Annotated in this window: 20 protein-coding genes and 1 pseudogene; 16 read left to right on the plus strand and 5 right to left on the minus strand. The window is 71.2% G+C overall.

The genetic code is table 11. The annotated features are described in order from the left end of the window. The first annotated feature begins 147 nt into the window (after positions 1 to 147). From ACWDEW_RS07715 to ACWDEW_RS07730, 4 genes are all read left to right on the plus strand, one after another. Positions 148 to 1587, plus strand: coding sequence for a gamma-aminobutyraldehyde dehydrogenase (locus ACWDEW_RS07715; RefSeq protein WP_450510562.1), 1440 nt, complete (start codon positions 148 to 150; stop codon positions 1585 to 1587). Between the two features lie 115 nt (positions 1588 to 1702). Then, positions 1703 to 2200 carry a sensor histidine kinase gene (locus tag ACWDEW_RS07720; protein ID WP_450510564.1) on the plus strand — a complete coding sequence of 166 codons (498 nt, stop codon included), beginning with the start codon at positions 1703 to 1705 and terminating at the stop codon, positions 2198 to 2200. Positions 2201 to 2438: 238 nt separating this feature from the next. Beyond that, on the plus strand, positions 2439 to 3629 hold the full coding sequence (locus ACWDEW_RS07725; RefSeq protein ID WP_450510566.1) for a polyamine ABC transporter substrate-binding protein: 1191 nt from the start codon (positions 2439 to 2441) through the stop codon (positions 3627 to 3629). A 61-nt stretch (positions 3630 to 3690) separates the two neighbouring features. After that, a complete protein-coding gene (locus ACWDEW_RS07730) occupies positions 3691 to 3903 on the plus strand; it encodes a hypothetical protein (RefSeq protein WP_450510568.1) in 213 nt (70 codons plus the stop codon). A 26-nt stretch (positions 3904 to 3929) separates the two neighbouring features. Here the strand turns inward: ACWDEW_RS07730 and ACWDEW_RS07735 are convergent, their stop codons facing one another. Continuing rightward, positions 3930 to 4382 carry a MarR family winged helix-turn-helix transcriptional regulator gene (locus ACWDEW_RS07735; protein WP_399117263.1) on the minus strand — a complete coding sequence of 151 codons (453 nt, stop codon included), beginning with the start codon at positions 4380 to 4382 and terminating at the stop codon, positions 3930 to 3932. 78 nt (positions 4383 to 4460) lie between these two features. Between ACWDEW_RS07735 and ACWDEW_RS07740 the strand changes: the two genes are divergently transcribed. The 8 genes from ACWDEW_RS07740 (at position 4461) to ACWDEW_RS07775 (ending at position 9302) form a co-directional block, all read left to right on the plus strand. Further along, a complete protein-coding gene (locus ACWDEW_RS07740) occupies positions 4461 to 5522 on the plus strand; it encodes an ABC transporter permease (RefSeq protein ID WP_450510570.1) in 1062 nt (353 codons plus the stop codon). A gap of 122 nt (positions 5523 to 5644) precedes the next feature. Next, a complete protein-coding gene (locus ACWDEW_RS07745) occupies positions 5645 to 6004 on the plus strand; it encodes a nuclear transport factor 2 family protein (RefSeq protein WP_450510572.1) in 360 nt (119 codons plus the stop codon). Positions 6005 to 6174: 170 nt separating this feature from the next. Then, positions 6175 to 6567 carry a sortase-dependent protein gene (locus tag ACWDEW_RS07750; protein WP_450510574.1) on the plus strand — a complete coding sequence of 131 codons (393 nt, stop codon included), beginning with the start codon at positions 6175 to 6177 and terminating at the stop codon, positions 6565 to 6567. Then, positions 6564 to 7199, plus strand: coding sequence for a class F sortase (locus tag ACWDEW_RS07755; RefSeq protein WP_450510576.1), 636 nt, complete (start codon positions 6564 to 6566; stop codon positions 7197 to 7199). Before ACWDEW_RS07750 ends, ACWDEW_RS07755 begins: the two co-directional genes overlap by 4 nt. A gap of 85 nt (positions 7200 to 7284) precedes the next feature. Next, positions 7285 to 7776 (plus strand): RNA polymerase sigma factor, encoded by a 492-nt coding sequence (locus tag ACWDEW_RS07760; protein WP_450510751.1) that lies wholly within the window; start codon positions 7285 to 7287, stop codon positions 7774 to 7776. After that, entirely contained in the window at positions 7760 to 8251 is a 492-nt protein-coding gene (locus ACWDEW_RS07765; RefSeq protein ID WP_450510578.1) for a hypothetical protein, read from the plus strand. Before ACWDEW_RS07760 ends, ACWDEW_RS07765 begins: the two co-directional genes overlap by 17 nt. A gap of 134 nt (positions 8252 to 8385) precedes the next feature. After that, entirely contained in the window at positions 8386 to 8718 is a 333-nt protein-coding gene (locus ACWDEW_RS07770) for a hypothetical protein (RefSeq protein WP_450510580.1), read from the plus strand. A gap of 59 nt (positions 8719 to 8777) precedes the next feature. Continuing rightward, on the plus strand, positions 8778 to 9302 hold the full coding sequence (locus ACWDEW_RS07775; RefSeq protein ID WP_450510582.1) for a hypothetical protein: 525 nt from the start codon (positions 8778 to 8780) through the stop codon (positions 9300 to 9302). On the opposite strand, the gene ACWDEW_RS07780 is transcribed toward ACWDEW_RS07775, so the two are convergent. Beyond that, the gene (locus ACWDEW_RS07780) at positions 9295 to 10452 is read right to left on the minus strand and encodes a serine hydrolase domain-containing protein (protein ID WP_450510584.1); all 1158 of its coding nucleotides are present in this window, start codon (positions 10450 to 10452) and stop codon (positions 9295 to 9297) included. The genes ACWDEW_RS07775 and ACWDEW_RS07780 overlap by 8 nt on opposite strands. A 246-nt stretch (positions 10453 to 10698) precedes the next feature. On the opposite strand from ACWDEW_RS07780, the gene ACWDEW_RS07785 reads away from it, so the two are divergent. Beyond that, positions 10699 to 12021, plus strand: a complete 1323-nt coding sequence (locus ACWDEW_RS07785; protein ID WP_450510586.1) for an alginate lyase family protein — start codon at positions 10699 to 10701, stop codon at positions 12019 to 12021. Positions 12022 to 12064: 43 nt separating this feature from the next. Continuing rightward, the gene (locus ACWDEW_RS07790; RefSeq protein WP_450510587.1) at positions 12065 to 13942 is read left to right on the plus strand and encodes an RNA polymerase sigma factor; all 1878 of its coding nucleotides are present in this window, start codon (positions 12065 to 12067) and stop codon (positions 13940 to 13942) included. On the opposite strand, the gene ACWDEW_RS07795 is transcribed toward ACWDEW_RS07790, so the two are convergent. Beyond that, a complete protein-coding gene (locus tag ACWDEW_RS07795; protein WP_450510589.1) occupies positions 13924 to 14307 on the minus strand; it encodes a winged helix-turn-helix transcriptional regulator in 384 nt (127 codons plus the stop codon). The genes ACWDEW_RS07790 and ACWDEW_RS07795 overlap by 19 nt on opposite strands. A gap of 30 nt (positions 14308 to 14337) precedes the next feature. Between ACWDEW_RS07795 and ACWDEW_RS07800 the strand changes: the two genes are divergently transcribed. Continuing rightward, on the plus strand, positions 14338 to 15009 hold the full coding sequence (locus ACWDEW_RS07800) for an NADPH-dependent F420 reductase (protein WP_450510591.1): 672 nt from the start codon (positions 14338 to 14340) through the stop codon (positions 15007 to 15009). On the opposite strand, the gene ACWDEW_RS07805 is transcribed toward ACWDEW_RS07800, so the two are convergent. Next, positions 14993 to 15679, minus strand: coding sequence for a glycerophosphodiester phosphodiesterase (locus ACWDEW_RS07805; protein WP_450510593.1), 687 nt, complete (start codon positions 15677 to 15679; stop codon positions 14993 to 14995). The genes ACWDEW_RS07800 and ACWDEW_RS07805 overlap by 17 nt on opposite strands. Before the next feature lie 37 nt (positions 15680 to 15716). Continuing rightward, positions 15717 to 16871: pseudogene (locus tag ACWDEW_RS07810) on the minus strand (adenosine deaminase); the annotation flags it as partial. A gap of 346 nt (positions 16872 to 17217) precedes the next feature. On the opposite strand from ACWDEW_RS07810, the gene ACWDEW_RS07815 reads away from it, so the two are divergent. Continuing rightward, positions 17218 to 18084: a DUF4190 domain-containing protein gene (locus ACWDEW_RS07815; RefSeq protein ID WP_450510595.1), complete on the plus strand. Its 867-nt coding sequence runs from the start codon at positions 17218 to 17220 to the stop codon at positions 18082 to 18084. The last annotated feature ends 241 nt before the right edge of the window (positions 18085 to 18325 follow it).

The raw sequence follows: 18325 nt of genomic DNA on the forward strand, positions 1-18325 counted from the left end.
CAAGGTCGCTTCGATGAAATTCGTTGTTTACAAGGTCGAGACTTGCGGATTTCGTAGTCTTGGCGCGACCAAGGGTGTTGAAAACGTGGGCCGGGCGATTAGGGTGGGTGTCTCAGTGATTGGACACCTGAACTTGGAGGGCCGGCAGTGAGCACCGAGCTGCGTCGTCTGCGCAATTACATCGACGGTGAGTTCCGGGACGCCGCCGACGGACGGACCACCGAGGTGGTCAACCCGGCGACCGGCGAGGCGTACGCCACCGCCCCGCTGTCCGGAGCGGCGGACGTGGACGCCGCGATGGCGGCCGCCGCGGCGGCCTTCCCGGCCTGGCGGGACGAGACCCCCGCGGCGCGCCAGCGGGCCCTGCTGAAGATCGCGGACGCGTTCGAGGAGCGGGCCGAGGAACTGATCGCGGCCGAGGTGGAGAACACGGGCAAGCCGATCGGGCTGACCCGCTCCGAGGAAATCCCGCCGATGGTCGACCAGATCCGCTTCTTCGCGGGCGCGGCCCGGATGCTCGAAGGCCGTTCGGCCGGCGAGTACATGGAGGGCATGACCTCCATCATCCGGCGCGAGCCGATCGGCGTCTGCGCGCAGGTCGCGCCCTGGAACTACCCGATGATGATGGCGGTGTGGAAGTTCGCCCCGGCGCTGGCGGCCGGCAACACGGTGGTGTTGAAGCCCTCGGACACCACCCCCGCCTCCACCGTCCTGATCGCCGAGATCATCGGCTCGATCCTCCCCAAGGGCGTCTTCAACGTCGTCACCGGCGACCGCGACACCGGCCGCCTGATGGTCGAGCACCACACCCCGGCGATGGCCTCCATCACCGGCTCCGTGCGCGCCGGCATGTCCGTCGCCGAGTCCGCGTCCAAGGACCTCAAGCGGGTCCACCTGGAGCTGGGCGGCAAGGCCCCCGTCGTCGTCTTCGAGGACACCGACATCGCCAAGGCCGTCGAGGACATCTCGGTCGCGGGCTTCTTCAACGCCGGCCAGGACTGTACGGCGGCGACCCGCGTCCTGGTCCAGGAGGGCATCCACGACGAGTTCGTGGCCGCGCTCGCCAAGGCGGCCGCCGAGACGAAGACCGGACAGCCGGACGACGAGGACGTGCTCTACGGCCCGCTCAACAACCCGAACCAGCTCAAGCAGGTGACCGGCTTCATCGAGCGGCTGCCCGCGCACGCGAAGGTGGAGTCGGGCGGTCACCGGGTCGGAGAGGTCGGGTACTTCTACGCGCCGACCGTCGTCTCCGGTCTCAGGCAGGACGACGAGATCATCCAGAACGAGGTCTTCGGACCGGTCATCACCGTCCAGTCGTTCACGGACGAGGCCCAGGCGATCGAGTGGGCCAACGGCGTCGACTACGCGCTCGCGTCGTCCGTGTGGACCAAGGACCACGCCCGCGCGATGCGCCTGTCTAAGGCCCTCGACTTCGGCTGCGTGTGGATCAACACCCACATCCCGCTGGTCGCGGAGATGCCGCACGGCGGCTTCAAGAAGTCCGGCTACGGCAAGGACCTCTCGGCCTACGGCTTCGAGGACTACACGCGCATCAAGCACGTGATGACCTCGCTGGGCGAGTAGTCGATACGAGCGTAAGTGCGCGGCCCCGGACGGGAGTTGATCCGTCCGGGGCCGCGCTGTTCCCCCTCCGGACGGTCGGGAGTTCCCGGGGGTCCTGCGGGCGGCACTGGTCCGGGTGCGGGCGGCCGGGCAGGAGCAGGAGCGGCTGATCGACGCGCTGTTGACCCTCGCGCGCAGTCAACGGGGGCTCGGAACAAGGGAGTTCGTGGATCTCGCGACGGTCGTGCGGGGGCCGCTGCGGGGTGTGGAGCTGTCCGTGCGGGCGCGGCTCGAACCCGCTCCCGTCCTCGGTGATCCGCAGCTCTTCGAGCGACTGGTCGTCGACCTCGCCGACAACGCCGTGCGGCACAACATCCCGGCGGGGGAGGGGAGTTGGGTGAGCGTGTGGACCGGGCTCGACGCGCGGGGGCGGCCCGGGCTGCGGATCGAGAACAGCGGGCCGGTGGTCCCGGCCGACCAGGCCGCCGGACTGTTCCAGCCGTTCCGGCGATGGGGCGCTGAGCGCGTCGGCAAGCGGGACGGCCTCGGGCTCGGACTCGGCATGTCCATCGTGGCGGCGGTCGTCACCGCGCACGGCGGACGGGTGCGGGGGCGGGCGCGGACCCGGCTGTAGGGCGGGCTTGTGGTGGAGGTGAGCCTGCCGCCGTATGCCCCGCCTTACGCCCCGCCGTACGCCCCGGCCGAGCACCGGAGTCCGGCCCCCGCGGCGGCCGGGGTCGCGCACCCCGCACCTCGCGTGTGAACTGGCGGTTACTTCGCAGACAACCGATCGACAAGGTGTCGGGTCCGCGGGTGGCCGCTGGACGCAGCGTCCATTGATCGGACCGGGGTCGGCGCGTCATGCTGCGCGGGTGCCCAAGACTCCGAAGCCGTACGCGCCCTCCCGCCGCTCCCTCGTGCGGGCGCTCGGCTCTGCCGCCGCGCTCGGCGCCCTCGCCGGATGCGGTGTGCCCGCCGCCTATGTGAAGGCGGGCGACCGGGCCGGTGCCGATCTGTCCGCCACGGACAAGCGGCTGACCTGGGCGAACTGGCCGCTGTACATCGACACCGATGACAACGACGCGACCAAGCGGCCCACGCTCGACGCCTTCGAGAAGAAGACCGGGATCTCCGTCGACTACATCGAGGAGATCAACGACAACGACGAGTTCTTCGGCAAGATCAGCCCGGCCCTCATGAACCACCAGCAGACCGGCCGCGACCTGATCGTCATGAGCGACTGGATGTGCGCGCGGTTCGTCCGCCTCGGCTGGGTCCAGCGGATGGACCGGGCGGCGCAGCCCAACGTGGCGAAGTACCTCGACCCGCAGCTCGGCTCGCCCGCGTTCGACCCGGGCCGCCGCTACACGGTGCCGTGGCAGTCGGGCATCACCGGCATCGCGTACAACCACCGCAAGCTCGGCCGCGAGATCCGGCACGTCTCCGACCTGTGGGCGAGCGACCTCAAGGGCCGGGTCACCCTGCTCTCCGGCCTCGACGAGGCGTTCGCACTGCTGATGCAGGGCAACGGCGTCGACGTCACCAAGTGGACCGCGGCCGACTTCCACAAGGTGTGCGACCAGGTCCAGACCCAGATCAGCAGGAAGCAGATACGCCGGTTCACCGGCAACGACTACACCAAGGACCTCGTCAGCGGCGACGTCCTGGCCTGTCAGGCGTACTCCGGCGACGTGATCCAGCTCCAGGCCGACAACCCGGACATCCGCTTCGTCGTCCCCGAGGAGGGCGCCGAGCTCTGGTCGGACTCCCTGATGATCCCGGACCTGGCCCGCCACAAGTCCAACGCGGAACGGCTGATCGACTACTACTACGACCCCGAGGTCGCCGCCGAACTCGCCGCCTGGGTCAACTACGTCTGCCCCGTCCCCGCCGCCCAGGACGTCCTGGCCTCCTCCAAGGACAAGGACACCGCGGCCCTCGCCGAAAACCCCCTGATCTTCCCCGACGCCACGATGCGCAAGCACCTCGCCATCGCGCGGGACATCACGTCGACGGAACGGGTGGAGTTCGCGAAGGAGTGGAACAAGATCGTGGGGTTGTAGGGGGCGTCCTGCCGTGTGGCCGCGCGGCGAAGCGAGGGGCCCTTCCGAGGAGTTGGAACTGATGGAAAAGGCTGCCTGCGCCCACTGCGGCCGGGCCTGGGTGCGCCGCTACGAGCGCGAGGACACCGGCAGGAAGTTCTTCCTGTGCTCGGAATGCGAGTCCGTCTGGGAGTTGGAGGACGATCTCCACGAGGACACGGACCAGTACTTGAGCGAGTACCTGCTGACCGGCGATCCCGCGAGGGACTGGGAGATCATCACTCCTTGCCCCTGAGTGAGTTGGTGACGTCGGCGGCCCCGCTACTCCGCGCCGCCGCCCTCCAGCGCCGACGGATTCAGTGACGCCAGCAGCTTGAGCAGCAGCGCGTGCGCCTGTTCCTGCTCGGCCGGTGTCAGGGCCTGGAGCGCCTCCGCGTGGGCCGCGTCCACCGTCTCGGCGGCCTGGGCGGCGAGACGGACGCCGGCCTCGGTGGCGTGCAGGCGTTGGGTGCGCCGGTCGCCGGGGGTGGTCCGGCGCTCCAGCATTCCCCGCTCGACCAGCCCGTTGACCGCGGTCCCCATGGACTGCGGGGTGATCGCCGCCCGCCGTGCCGCGGTCGCGCTGGAGACCCCCGGGTCGAGCACGGCCTGCATCAGGGCCCGGTGCTGGGCGAGGGTCAGCCGGAGCGGGCGCAGGGCTCGCTCCATCCGGGCCGCCATGATCTGGCCGATCTGCCAGGTGACGTAGCCGGTGCGGCGGTCGGGATGGTTCACAGGGTGGACCTCTTTGTAAGGCAGCTGATTGTGATGTACAAATAATATCAGTTGCCTTCTAATCTAGGACCGCTCCCGATGTCCCAGCAAGTCGCACCCCGAGCCACCGGCACCCCCCGCCCCCCGCACAAGCACGCCCTGGACGTGGCCCACCCGCCCCCCGGTCCCGGAAACACCCGCGCCGTCCTGCTCCCCGTCGCGGTCGTGCTGCTGATCGGCACCGTGTTCGTCAGCGTCTACCTCGCCGCCTTCCACGCCCCGCGCCCGCACCAACTCCGCGTCGGCACAACGGAGATAGGCACCGCACAGGCCCACCTGACCCAGGACCTGGAGCGCATCGCCCCGGGCGGCTTCACCGTCGAGACCTACCCCGACGAGACCGCCGCCCGCGACGCCGTACAGGACAGGAAGGTCTACGCCGCCTACCTCGGCGACGGCAGGCTCCTCTACGGCAGCGCGAACGGCGGCGCCGTCACCGCGACCGTGACCACCGCCTTCGGCTCCGTCGCCCACGCCGAGCAACGCGAACTCGCCGTCGAGGACGTGGCCCCGGCCGCGGCCGGTGACACCCGGGGCCTCTCCGTCTTCTACGCGGCCTTCGGCCTGGTCCTCGCGGGCTACCTCTTCGGTATGACCACCTACCAGCTCGCTCCCCGCCTCCAGTACCGCCGGAGGATGGCCAGCCTGGCCCTGTTCGGCGTCGTCGGCGGACTGCTGATCGCGACCATCGCCGGGGACACCGGCTTCGGCGCGCTGCCCGGGTCCTTCCTGCCGCTCGTCACGGTCATCGCGCTGATGGGCGCGGCGGTCGGCGGCACGACCATGGTGCTGCTGCGACTGTTCGGCTCGGCCGGCGTCAGCCTCGCCTCGATCCTCATGCTGATCCTCGGCAACAGCAGCAGCGGCGGCATCATGCCGGCCGCCTACCTCCCCGGCTGGCTGCGCCCGCTCTCCGAGATCCTGCCGGTCGGGGTCGGCGTCCGCGCGATGCAGGGCCTGTCCCGCTTCCAGAACGACGGCCTCACCCGCGCCCTGGTGATCCTTCCGGTGTGGGTACTCGGCGCCGCCCTCGTCCTCTACCTCAAGGACGTGTACCGCCGCGGCACTCCCGCCACCGAACGGGCCACCGTGCCCGCGTGAAGCGGTCAACTCCCTTGCTCCGGCGCGGATCGGGGCCGATCGGCGCCGACTAGGCTCGACGCCGTACGAAGGGACCGGGCCGCCGGTGCCGTCACCGGAGTCTCGACCCGAGGGAGCCCGCCGTGCCCACAGAATTCGCCGCCAGGGTCTTCGCCCTGGTCGACGGGACCGACGCCGTCGGCTTCAGCCGCCTGTTCGCGTTACAGGGCCGGATGCGCTTCGGGAACGCGGCGCCGATGACCGGCCCCGAGGAGATAGCGGCCGGTGTCGGCGCCTTCTTCGGCACCATCAAGGGGCTGCGCCACAACGTCGTCCGTGAGTGGTACACCGGCGCCGACGCCATCGTCGAGGAGACCGTCGACTACTTCCGGCTGACCGGCGACACCGTCACCGTCCCCGCCGTCACCATGTGGCACATCGACGAGACCGGCCTCATCGACGACTTCCGCGTCTACGTCGACCTGGCCCCGCTCCACGCCTGAGCCCCGCAGGACGGCGGGCGCGGCGGGTGAAGTCCCGTACGCTTCCAGGACTTTGCCCGCTCTTTACAACCCGCCCTCCCGCCGCCTCGTCTCTCCGCTCGATCCGTAACCCGCCCCGCCGGTGCACCACCGGCGGGCCCGGCGGGCCGACAGACGAGAGAGAGCGATTCATGCGCCGAACTGTCCTCAGCGCCATGGCACTCGCGTGCGGCGCCGTACTGGCGAGCACCGTGCCCGCGTTCGCCCACGGGGCATCCGCGGCCCCCACCCGCGCCGCGACCGCCGCGCCGACCACGGCACCGTCCGGCACCACGGCGCCGACCCCGGTCCCCAGCGCCACCGCCGCCCCCACCCGGAGCCCGAGCACCGAGCCCTCCGCCGAACCGACCGTGGCGCCGAGCCAGGTCGCCACCGTTCCCCGCGGCGCCCCGGACACCGGTGTCGCGCCGGTGTCGAAGTCGTCCGACCTGTCGACCACGCTGATCGGCGGGGGAGCCGCCGCGGTCGTCGTCGGTGGCGGTGCCTTCGTCGTCGTACGGCGCCGGAGGGCGACCGGGGCATGACCTCGCTCTCCAGGCGCGCCTTCGTCACGGCCTCGGCGGCGGCCCTGCTCACCGGCTGCGGCGGCGGAAACGGGACCTCCTCGGTCGCGAACTCCCCTTCAAATCAAGGGAGTTCGCAGCAGGGGAGTCCCGCGCCTTCGGCGGGATCGGGCACCAAGGTGGTGCACGCCCTCGCGCGGTCCGTCCCGGTCACCCTGCGCGTCCCGGCCATGGGGGTCGACACCCCGGTCATGCGGCTGGGGCTGGCCTCCGACGGCACCGTGCAGGTGCCGCCGATCACGGCGCACGACCGGGCGGGCTGGTACCGGTACTCGCCGACCCCCGGCGCGACCGGGCCGTCGGTGATCCTCGGGCATGTGACGGTCGGCGCGTACGGGGACGGGGTCTTCCGGCACCTCGCGCGGCTGCGCGCGGGCAACCGTATCGACGTGGTCCTGGAGAACGGCACGACGGCCGTGTTCGCCGTCACCGAGGTGCGGACGGTCGCCAAGGCCGACTTCCCGTCGGACGAGGTGTACGGGAACGTGAACCGGCCCGAACTGCGGCTCATCACCTGCGGCGGAACCCGTACCGGTTCGGGTTACCTCGACAACGTGATCGTCTTCGCGGTGCTGACCGCCGCCAGCCCCTGACCCGGTCCGGATCCCGGACCGCCGGAACCCACGACGGCGGTCCGGGGTCTTCCTCCGTGAACCTCACCACCCCCTACGGAGCATGTTGAAACGGTCCCGCGAGAGGGCAGCGTCCGAACTGTTCGCCGCCGTCTACCCGCGCCTCGCCGGCTGGTGCCGCCGGCTCGTCGACGACGACGAGACGGCCCACGAGATCGCCTCCGAGGCCTTCACCCGGCTCTGGGCCCGCTGGACGAAGGTCGCGGAACCGCGCGGCTTCCTCTACGTGACCGCCGCCAACCTGGTCCGGGACCACTGGCGCAAACTGGAGCGCGAACGCCGGGCAATGCGCCGCGCCACCACCGAGGAAGCGATACGACCGCCCACCGAACAGACCGACCCGTCCGTACGGCTGCTCGTCCAGTCGCTGCCGGAACGACTGCGCGTCCCGATCCTCCTGCACTACTACGCTGACATGCCGATCCGGGAGGTGTCCGTGCTGACCGGGCGCAAGGAAGGAACCATCAAGGCCGACCTCCACGCGGCCCGCGAACTGCTCCGAGCCCATCTGAGGAGAAGCCTTGACCACACACTTTGACGAGGAGGACGAGGGGCGGGAGTCCGACTTCGCCCTCGACGACCCCCTCACGGTCATCCTGCGGCCCTCCTCCGCCGAGTACCTGGGCCCGCCCCCCGGCCGCTACGAGTCGATCCGCCGTGGCGCCAACCGCCGCCGCCTGCTCCGAGCGGCGGCCGGCGCCGGCGCGACCTGCGCGGTCCTCGTCCTCGCCGCCCTCCCGTTCCGCCTGGCCCACCACGACTCACCCGTGACCCCCACGGTCCCGCTCGCCCCGCCCCCCGTGAGCAGCAGTCCTACGACTCCGCCCACCCCGCCCGCCACCCCGCCCGCCACCCAGGCATCCACTCCCAGCGCGGACCCGAGCAGCACGAGCGCCCCCACCACGGAACCGTCCAGGATCCCCACGGCATCGGCATCGGCACCCTCGTCGGCACCGGCCTCACCCACGTCCCGGAACGTCGCCCCCTCGGCCGTACCGACCCGCACGCGGTAACTCCCGGGCTCACAGGGGCAATTGCAGCCGATGCTGTCGCGCATCTTGCTGACAATATTGCCGAGCGGTTACACAAGTGAGTCATGGGAAGGACGGCGACACCCCACAGCAGAGTCCGCACCATCCTGACAACCGTGAGCGTGCTCGGCCCCGGGCTTCTGTCCCCGGTCGCCGTCCACGCGCTGAAGTCCCCTCCCGCACAAGGGAGTTCGCGAAGCACATCGCTGGTGGTCCCCACCGCCTCCGGCAAGGTGAAGGGACAGGCCCAGACCGGATACGACGCCTGGCTCGGCATCCCGTACGCCGCCGCCCCCGTACTCCACCGGGCGAGCACCTGGGGATCCGTCCTCCCGGCAGTCTGGAGCTTCATGCTCGCCGCCCGCGCCCGCGCCCGAGGCCTCGGCACGGATTTCCGTCCGGCCCGCCGGATCCCTCGCGGGGAGGTGCTGCACCGGGACGAATGGTGACGGAGGAGCGAGCCGTCGATTGTTTTGAACGCGTTCAATTGTGGGCGTAGGCTGCCGCCATGAACGACAGAGCCGCCCTCCTGAAGGGCATCCGCGTCTGGCTTGCCCTGTTCGTCGTCTGTCTGGTGCTCAGCGGCGCCACCGCCTTCCCGCTGGTCCACGAACTCCGCTGGACCGAGGACGTGTTGGAGTCCCTGTCCGTACCGCACTACCTGCCCGCCCTCGCGGACTGGATCGAGCGCGTACGCCAGGGACTCGACACCGCCGACACCGACTACCCCTTCCTCCTCTACGGCACGGACTGGCTGGCCTTCGCACACCTCGTCATCGCGGTCGCCTTCTACGGCCCCTACCGCGACCCGGTCCGCAACATCTGGGTCGTCGAGTTCGGGATGATCGCCTGCGCCGGAATCGTTCCGCTCGCTCTGATCTGCGGACCGATCCGCGGAATTCCCCTCTGGTGGACGGTGATCGACATGTCCTTCGGCGTCGTCGGGATCGTCCCGCTGTACGTCGTACGGAAGAAGATCAAGCGGCTGGAAGCGGTACTCGCGCCAACTTCCGCCCCGGGGCTGGCTACTTGAGCGCCGCCAGTGCGATCCGCATCGCGACCGCGTTCATCGACTCGCCCTTGGCGTCCGTCGAGTCGACGGAGTAGACGAGGGTGCGGGACAGGTCGCGGGTGGCGAGGACGACCGTGCTGTAGCCGTACCGGGCGCCGGACTTGAGCCAGTACACCTTGCCGCCGTACTCGAAACGCTGGAGCCCGGCGCTGTAACTGGCGCCCTCGATGCCGGCCGGGACCGTGAACATCTCCTTCAGCCGGGGCCCCGGCACGATCCGCCCCCGGAACAGCGCCGTGATCAGCCGTTCCAGGTCGGCGGTCGTCGAGATCATGTCGCCGGCCGCCCACCGGTCCGCCTGGTTCCAGTCGGTGACGTCGACGAACTCCGTTGTGCCGTCGGCCCGTTGGACCACCTGGTAGCCGTGGTTGTGCGGGCCCCGGATGCGCGGGTCGGTGCCGGGGAAGTACGTGTCCCGCATACCCGCCGGGCGCAGCACGAGCCGCGTGGCCTCCGAGGCGTACGAGTGTCCCGTCACCTTCTCGATCAGCAGGCCGAGGATCGTGTAGTTGATGTTGAGGTAGTCCTGCTGCGTGCCCGGCCGGAACTCCGGCCCCTTCGCCACCGCCGACGCGACGACCTGCCGGGGCCTGAGCGTGTCGAAGCGGTGCGCGTACTGGTCCTCGAAGGCGTCCCCGAAGCCGTCGCCGGCCTGGACGCCACTGGTGTGGTTCAGCAACTGCCGTACGGATATGGGCTCGAAGGCCTTCGTGAGCAGTCCCGGGAGGTAGTGCTGGACCGGTGTGTCCAGGTCGACCCTCCCCTGCGCCGCCAGCCGCAGCACGGTCGCCGCCGTCACCACCTTCGTCGTCGAACCGGCCCGGAAACGGGCGTCGGGATCCGCGGCGGCGCCGCTCTCCAGATCGTGCACCCCGGCACTCCCGCGCCAGCTCCCGTCCGTCCCTCCCACCCGCACGAGAGCCGCCGTGGCATCCGCGTCCGGCAGCCCGGCGAGCGCGGACCGCAGTGCCTCGGCGTCCGGACCGGCCGTTCCCCGTACGGCGGTTGAGGGTGCGGGGGACGCGGCGAACGCGGGTGCGGCCAGCGGCCCGGCCGCGAGGGCGAGGACGAGCGAGGCGGTGAGGACGGTGGTGCGACGGCGGGTGCGCATCGGCTGCTCCTGAGTTCTCCGGTGGCTGTCGGTGATCAGCCTCATCGCATCCGGCCCGCCGCGGATCGTCGGCGAGAAGGGCACCCACCCCTGGAGTCACCCGTACCAACTCCCTTGCGGAACAAGGGGTTTACCGGGGTTGCCCCCTACGGGATCCAACTCCCCGCCGCAAAAACTGTTATCGCCGAAGTCTTCACCCCGTCTCCCTCTGCGTCCCCCGTTCCCTCACGCACCGGAGCCACGCCCATGGCAACGAACGCATCCGAGCCGACCGGCGGCGCAGCCAAGCCGACCGGCGCCCGCAAGCCCGCCAACAAGCACCGCCTCACCCGCCGGGGCCTGTTCACGCTCGGCGGCGGAGTCGCGGCGGCGGGCGTCGTCGGCGGCGGGATCGCCGCGTTCTCCGGAGGCGGCGCGGACGCCGCGCAGCCCGGCACGGCCATCGGCACCGCCACCGCCCGGCCGGAGGCCTTCGTCCATCCGGGCATGCTGCACAACGCCGGTGACCTGCACCGCGCCAAGGTCCGGATCGCCGCCCACAAGGACCCCTGGCTGAAGGGCTGGACGCGGCTGACCAACAATCCACACTCCGCGAGCACCTGGCAGCCCCGCCCGCAGGCCGTCGTCGTCCGCGGCGGCACCGGCCAGAACTACGGCATCCTCTACAACGACATCCACGCCGCCTACCAGAACGCCCTGCGCCGGCAGATCGGCGGCACCAAGGCCAACGGCGACACGGCCGTCGCCGTCCTCAACGCCTGGTCCGCCACCCTCACTTCGGTCAACGGCAACGCCGACCGCTTCCTGGCATCCGGCATCTACGGCTACCAGTTCGCCAACGCGGCCGAACTCGTCCGTGACCACCCCGACTTCGAGTTCGCCCGCTTCAAGAAGATGCTGCGCACCGTCTTCACGCCGATGAACACCGACTTCCTCACCCACCACAACACCGCCAACATCACCAACTACTGGGCGAACTGGGACCTGTGCAACGTCGCCTCCCTCATGGCGACCGGCATCCTGTGCGACGACCGCGCCACCTTCGAACGCGCGGTGACCTATATGAAGTCCGGCGCGGGCAACGGCTCGTTCAAGCACGCCATCCCGTTCGTCTACAGCGGCCAGAACCTCGCCCAGTGGCAGGAGAGCGGCCGCGACCAGGGCCACACCATGATGGGCATGGGCCTCATGGGCGCGATCTGCGAGATGGCCTGGAACCAGGGCGTCGACCTCTACGGCTACCTCGACAACCGGTTCATGAAGGCCGCCGAGTACGTCGCCAAGTACAACCTCGGCGCGGCCGTGCCCTTCACGACGTACACCTGGCGCAGTGGCCAGGGCGCCGGACGCTCCATGGAGCAGCCTGTGATCTCCGACATAGCCCGGGGAACCGTTCGCCCGGTTTGGGAGATTCTGCACAACCACTACGCCCGTCGGCGCCGTCTGACCACCCCGTTCATCACCCTCATGGCTGAGAAGGTGCGTGCGGAGGGCGGTGGCGGCGACTACGGGCCCAACAGCGGCGGCTACGACCAACTCGGCTTCGGGACGCTGCTGTACAGCAAGTGACACCGGCGTACACGAAGTGACAGCGGGGAGGGTGAGAGGCGACATGGACGGGGACGGACGGCAGTGGCACTCCACCATCGAGGCGGCGCAGGCCGGTGACCGGCGGGCGCTGGACGAACTGGTCGCGGGCTGGCTGCCGTTGGTCTACAACGTGGTCGGCCGCGCCCTCAACGGCCATGCGGACGTGGACGACGTGGTCCAGGAGACGATGCTCCGCGCCGTCGACCACCTCGGCTCGCTCCGCGACCCCGACAGCTTCCGGTCCTGGCTGGTCGCGATCGCCATGCGCCAGATCCGGGACCGGGCGCGCCGCCGCAGGTCCCCCGACCAACTCCCGGACGGACTGCCGGGCGACGCCGCCGACTTCGCCGAACTGACCGTTCTCCGGCTCCAGTTGGAGGGCCAGCGGCGTGAGGTCGCGGAAGCCGTCCGCTGGCTCGACGACGAGGACCGCCAACTCCTCTCCCTGTGGTGGCTGGAGGTCGGCGGCGAACTCACCCGCCGCGAACTGGCGTCGGCCGTCGGCATCAGCCGCCAGCACGCGGCGGTCCGCGTCCAGCGCATGAAGGAACGCCTGGAGACCGCCCGGGCCATTGTCCGCGCCCTCGACGGCGCCTGCCCCGAACTCCGCGAGGTCACCGCCCGCTGGGACGGCCGCCAGGACTCGGTCTGGCGCAAACGCGTCGCCCGCCACCTGCGAGGCTGCACCTACTGCGGCGACCCCCGCGAGTCCGTCGTACCCGCGGAACGCCTCCTCGTCGGCATCGCCCTGGTCCCCCTCCCCCTCGGCTTCACCCTGTCCCTGGCCTTCGGCGCGAAGACGGCGGCGGCTGCGACGGGGTTGGCGGGGGCGGCTTTCGCGGCGGGGGCGAGTGGGATGGGCGGGGTGAGCGGGTCTGCTGGTACAGCGGGGGCGGCTGGTGCGGGCGGGTCCGTGGGTGCGGGCGGGGCCGTGAGTGCGGCCGGTGCGGTGCACGGGTCCGGGGCAGCGGGTTCGGCGGGCACGGCCGGAGTTTCGGGTGCCGCAGGGGCCGCCGGTTCCGCCGGTACGCCCGCCGGGTGGTCGGCCAAGTTGCTGGGGGTGCTGACCAAACCGGCCGTCGCCGTGGCAGCCGGTGCCACGATCGCCGCCGGCGGCGTGTACGTCGTCACCCACACCCCGGACGACCCACCGCCGAAGGCCCACGCTCCTACAGTGACGGCCGGTACCGTCCCCACCTCGTCCGCCGCCGCGGCACCCTCGCGGTCAAGCTCCCCCTCCCCGTCCCCTTCCTCCCCGAAGACGACGACCGGACCGTACGGCTCGGTCGTCGACGCCGTGGACCGGGCCCCGAACCCCGACACCCCGCCCGCGTCCCTCCCGCACCGCCCGGCCTCCGGCCTCACCAGCACCGGCGGCGCGCACGCCACCATGAACCACCGCGGGGACAACGTGACGCTCAGCGGCCAGGGTTACGTCCTCGTCCGCTGGCAGGTCTCACCGCAGTACCGCTCCGGCGCGCTGGTCATGCCGAGTTGGACCGCGCTGAAGGGCGAGCTCTTCCACGTCGCCTCGGGCGGCGGCCGGCGCATGGACGACCCGGTCAGCACCACCGACCCCACCGCCACCGGCATGGGCGACAAGACCACCGGCTACGACGTCCTGCCCACCGGCACCCAACAGATGTGGCAGAACGAGTACTTCTACGTCGACGGCAGCGTCACCCTCACCGTCAACGAACGCGGCGCCGACTACGGGCTGAACGTCTTCCCCACCACCTGGCACGCCGCGGAGCAGGACATCACCACCGGCCCCGCCCAGGGCGCGACCCGCTACGGTCTGACCCGCGACACCGGAAAGAACGACGCCCCGGTACCCCAGTACGTCACCCGCACCACCCCGGCCGACCCGGCGACCGTGACTCAGGCCTCCCGGGTCTGACCGTCCCGCACGGAGGCGTCCTGCGCGGCCATGACCTCGTCCCCGTGCTCGAACGCCCACACCCCGAACGCGTCGATCGGTTCGAGCAACGTCCGCCCCAGCGCGGTGAGTTCGTACTCCACCCGCGGGGGCGAACCGCCGTAGGACCGCCGTGCCACCAGCCCGTTGAACTCCAGCCGCCGCAAGGTCTCGGTCAGCACCTTCTGGCTGATCCCGCCGATCCGCCCACGCAACTCGCCCGGCCGCCGCGGACCGTGCCGCAGCGCCCACAGCACCACACAGTTCCAGGTGTTGCCCAGCAGGTCGAAGGCGAGCCGGGCCCGGCAGTCGGCGAGAAACACGGGTTCGGAGGTCACGTACCACATGGTGCCCGAGCCGCTTCCTACTGTCGTGCCATGCGCATAGGAATCCTCGGCACAGGCGGAATGGCGGACGCGCTCGGCGCGCAGTGGCGCCGGTCCGGACACGAAGTACTGTTCGGCGGACGGGACTTGGCGCGGGCGGAAGCTCTCGCGCGCCGCTGGGGCGGCGACCACGGCACCCTCCACCAGGCCGCCGACTTCGGCACCGACGCCGTACTGATGGCACTCCCGTGGCGGGCGGCCGTCGAGATCGCCGGCCAACTCCCGCTCGCAGGACGTGTGGTGATCGACTGCACCAACCCCGTCGGCGAAGGCTTCCGTCTGCTCACCGCGGGCGCCCCCTCCGCCGCCGTACAACTCGCCACCGCCGCGGGCCCCGAGGCCCACGTCGTCAAGGCCTTCAACCTCTGCCACGAGGACGTCTGGCGCCTGACACCCCCGGTGTTCGACGGCCGCCCTCTGGGCGTCCCCCTGAGCGGCGACAAGGAGGAAGCCCTCGCGGTCGTAGGGCAGTTGGTGCGGGACGTGGGCTGCGAACCCTTCGTGGCGGGGGAGTTGGACCAGGGGGCCCAGCTACTGGAGGCGACCGCGGCGCTGCTCATCCGGTTGTGGGTGGGGGAGGGGGTGGACGCTCAATCCATCGCCCCGCCGGGGGAGTTCGCGGGACCGCGAGCCCCGGCCACCGCCCTCACCCCTTCTTCCTGAGCCCGCACAGCACGCCGACGCGGTTGGTGGTGATGGAGTCGACGCCCAGGTCGAGCAGCCGGCGCATCGAGCGCCGGGTGTCGGGGGTCCAGACCGACAGGAGGTAGCCGTCGCCGTGGACGCGGGCGACGAGGTCCCGGTCGACCAGCGTGAAGCGGTAGTTGAGCCAGCGCGGCCGTACCGCCTCCAGCACCGCGGGGCGCGGCGGCGCGAGCGAGGTCCAGGTGAGGGCGATCTCGGCGGACGGGTCGGCCGCGCGCACGGCGAGCATCGAGTCGGCGCCCGCGCAGTAGTACGCCCGGTCGTCCGCTCCGTACTCGCGGATCACCTCCACGATCCGGCGGGCGGCCCGCGCATCGGCCGCGCCGGGCAGGTCGACCATCACCCGGCTGCCCTCGGTCGCGGCCAGCGCCTCCACCAGCGTCGGCACCCCGCCGTCCGTGAGCCCGCGCACCTCGTCCACCGACAGCGACTTCAGCGGCCGGTCCACTTCCCACAGCCGCCGCAGCGTCTCGTCGTGCAGCAGCACGGGCACGCCGTCACGGGTCACTCGTACGTCGAACTCGACGGCGTCCGCGCCCTGTTCGAGCGCGGAACGCAGTGAGTCGACGGTGTTCTCACGGGCACGGTAGGGGTCGCCGCGATGGCCCACGGCGGTCACGTTCTCCATGGGCTCATTGTGCTGGTTGGCGCGGGAGCGCCGGCCGTCAGGGCGCGAGCCACGCCGTGGTGTAGGTGTCGATCTCGTCGTTGATGCGGGCCTTGCCGGCCGCGTCGAGGAAGGAGGCCGCCACGGCGTTCTTCGCGAGGTCGGCGACCCCGCGCTCGTCGAGGTCGAGGAGGCGGGCGGCGACCGCGTACTCGTTGTTCAGGTCGGTGCCGAACATCGGCGGGTCGTCGGAGTTGATCGTCACGAGGACCCCTGCCCGGGTGAACTCCTTGATGGGGTGCTCGTCGAGCGTGCGGACCGCGCGGGTGGCGATGTTGGAGGTCGGGCACACCTCCAGCGCGATGCGGTGCTCGGCGAGATGGGCGAGCAGCTTGGGGTCCTGCGCGGAACTGGTGCCGTGTCCGATGCGTTCGGCGCGCAGGTCGTTGATCGCGTCCCACACCGTCTCGGGCCCGGTGGTCTCTCCTGCGTGCGGCACGGAGTGCAGGCCGGCCGCGACGGCTTGGTCGAAGTACGGCTTGAACTGCGGCCGGGGTACCCCGATCTCCGGCCCGCCGAGCCCGAACGACACCAGCCCCTCCGGGCGCAGCCGGTCGTCGGTGGCCATCCGCACGGTCTCCTCCGCCGACACCAGCCCGGCCTCACCGGGAATGTCGAAGCACCACCGCAGCACGGTCCCGAACTCGGCCTCGGCCGCCTTGCGGGCGTCCTCGATCGCGTCCATGAACGCCCGCTCGTCGATCCCGCGCCGGGTCGACGAGAACGGCGTGATGGTCAGTTCGGCGTACCGCACCTGCTGCCGGGCCATGTCCCGGGCGATTTCGAACGTCAGCAGCCGCACGTCTTCCGGCGTCCGGACGAGGTCGACCACGGACAGATACACGTCGATGAAGTGCGCGAAGTCCGTGAAGCTGAAGTAGTCGGCCAGGGCCTCGGGGTCGGTGGGCACCGTGGAGTCGGAGTGCCGGGCGGCCAACTCCGAGACGATCCGCGGGGAGGCGGAGCCGACGTGATGAACATGCAGCTCGGCCTTGGGCAGCCCGGCGATGAAGGCGTGCAGCTCGCGGGCCTGACCGCCGGCGGGTACGGCGCTGTGGTCGGACAAGGTTCCTCCCCGGAACGGCGCCCCGGGCAGTGCCGTACGGGACGCGGGTGATCGGCTGATCGATGACTCGGGATCATCGTAGGCCGGGGTGGGAGGGGGCGGGGGAGAGGGCGAGGGAGGAGGTGAGGTGGGGTGGGGTTGGTGGGGTGCCGGTCGGCGGTGGGTGGCCGGTGCGGGCTGATCGCGCGGCGCCCGGTCGGTATCGGTGGCGCCGTTCGCGGTGTGCGGCGGGCTGGTGGCGGGCAACTGGTCGTGCCGTTCCGGACCGGACCGGACCGTTGAGGGTTGTCCGTGACGTGGGCCCCCGGCCGGCGTGCGGCTGATCGCGCGGCGCCCGGTCGGGACCTGTGGTGTCGTCCGTATGACGGAACCGTCGCATGCACGCCCTAACATGGTCCGCCTGACGGTCGACCGACGGGGACGGGGACAGGACATGGGGGACCAGACACAGCCGGACGGCGACGCGGGAGCGAACGACGACCCGTGGGCACCCCCGGAGAGCAGGCCGTCACTGGACAAGCGCGCGCAGCCACCTGCCCTCGGACCACAGCCCTACCCTGCCGCCCCCGGCCAGCAGCCGCCCCCGCAGGACCAGCCTTCCGCCGCTGCCCAGTCCCAGCAGCCTCCGCCGCAGTCGACGTCCCTGCACTACCAGCCCACGATGACGGCCCTCCCGTCCGCCGGCTTCGCCCCGCCCGCCTCCGGCACGCCCGGAACGCCCCCTGCTTCCGGCGCACCGGGAGTCCCGCCCGCTTCCGGAGTCCCCGGCTACGGCCAGCCCGGTACACCCCCAGGTCACCCCGGCACACCCCCCGGCCTCCCCAGCTACGGCACCCCCGGTTACGGCCCGCCCAACGCCCCCGCCGGACCCGGCATGCCCGGCGCCCCCGGAATGCCCGGCGGCTACGGCTACCCCGGTTACCCGCAGGGCTACGGCTGGCCCGGTATGCAGATGGCCCCGCAGAACAACCTGGGCACCGTGGCCCTGGTGCTGGGCATCCTGTCCTGCTGCCTGTTCTGCATCTACGGCATCGTCTCCCTGGTCCTCGGCATCATCGCCGTCGTCCTCGGCGTCAAGGGCAGGAAGCGGGCCGACCGGGGCCAGGCCACGAACCGGGGTCAAGCCCAGGCGGGCATGATCACGGGCATCGTCGGCATCATCCTCGGCCTCGCCGTGATCGCCCTGCTGGGTATCGGCTTCGCGACCTACGAGCACGAGAAGAACCAGAAGGACTCCGACTCGACCTCGTCGTACAACTCCGCCCCCAGCCTGTCGGCACCGACCCTGCTCCAGGGCTGACCACAGGAGTCACCTCCTCCGACAGGCTCCTGCGGCACTCCTCGCCGGAGCGGTCCCCGGCCCGCCACGAACGCGAGCCCGGCTGCGGCCGAAGCGCCTCCCCTCAGCCTGTCGGCACCGACCCTGCTCCAAGGCTGACCACAGGAGCCACCTCCTCCGACAGGCTCCTGCGGCACTCCTCGCCGAAGCGGTCCCCGGCCCGCCACGAACGCGAGCCCGGCTGCGGCCGAAGCGCCTCCCC

The sequence above is a fragment of the Streptomyces sp. NPDC001100 genome, from assembly GCF_053598575.1.

Bases quoted from the DNA above. Each gene is read 5' to 3' on its own strand.
- ACWDEW_RS07800 (WP_450510591.1), top strand. From the start codon at position 14,338: ATGCGCATAGGAATCCTCGGCACAGGCGGAATGGCGGACGCGCTCGGC.
- ACWDEW_RS07755 (WP_450510576.1), top strand. From the start codon at position 6,564: ATGACCTCGCTCTCCAGGCGCGCCTTCGTCACGGCCTCGGCGGCGGCC.
- ACWDEW_RS07780 (WP_450510584.1), bottom strand. From the start codon at position 10,452: ATGCGCACCCGCCGTCGCACCACCGTCCTCACCGCCTCGCTCGTCCTC.
- ACWDEW_RS07730 (WP_450510568.1), top strand. From the start codon at position 3,691: ATGGAAAAGGCTGCCTGCGCCCACTGCGGCCGGGCCTGGGTGCGCCGC.
- ACWDEW_RS07740 (WP_450510570.1), top strand. From the start codon at position 4,461: ATGTCCCAGCAAGTCGCACCCCGAGCCACCGGCACCCCCCGCCCCCCG.
- ACWDEW_RS07750 (WP_450510574.1), top strand. From the start codon at position 6,175: ATGCGCCGAACTGTCCTCAGCGCCATGGCACTCGCGTGCGGCGCCGTA.
- ACWDEW_RS07790 (WP_450510587.1), top strand. From the start codon at position 12,065: ATGGACGGGGACGGACGGCAGTGGCACTCCACCATCGAGGCGGCGCAG.
- ACWDEW_RS07785 (WP_450510586.1), top strand. From the start codon at position 10,699: ATGGCAACGAACGCATCCGAGCCGACCGGCGGCGCAGCCAAGCCGACC.
- ACWDEW_RS07795 (WP_450510589.1), bottom strand. From the start codon at position 14,307: ATGTGGTACGTGACCTCCGAACCCGTGTTTCTCGCCGACTGCCGGGCC.
- ACWDEW_RS07815 (WP_450510595.1), top strand. From the start codon at position 17,218: ATGGGGGACCAGACACAGCCGGACGGCGACGCGGGAGCGAACGACGAC.
- ACWDEW_RS07775 (WP_450510582.1), top strand. From the start codon at position 8,778: ATGAACGACAGAGCCGCCCTCCTGAAGGGCATCCGCGTCTGGCTTGCC.
- ACWDEW_RS07805 (WP_450510593.1), bottom strand. From the start codon at position 15,679: ATGGAGAACGTGACCGCCGTGGGCCATCGCGGCGACCCCTACCGTGCC.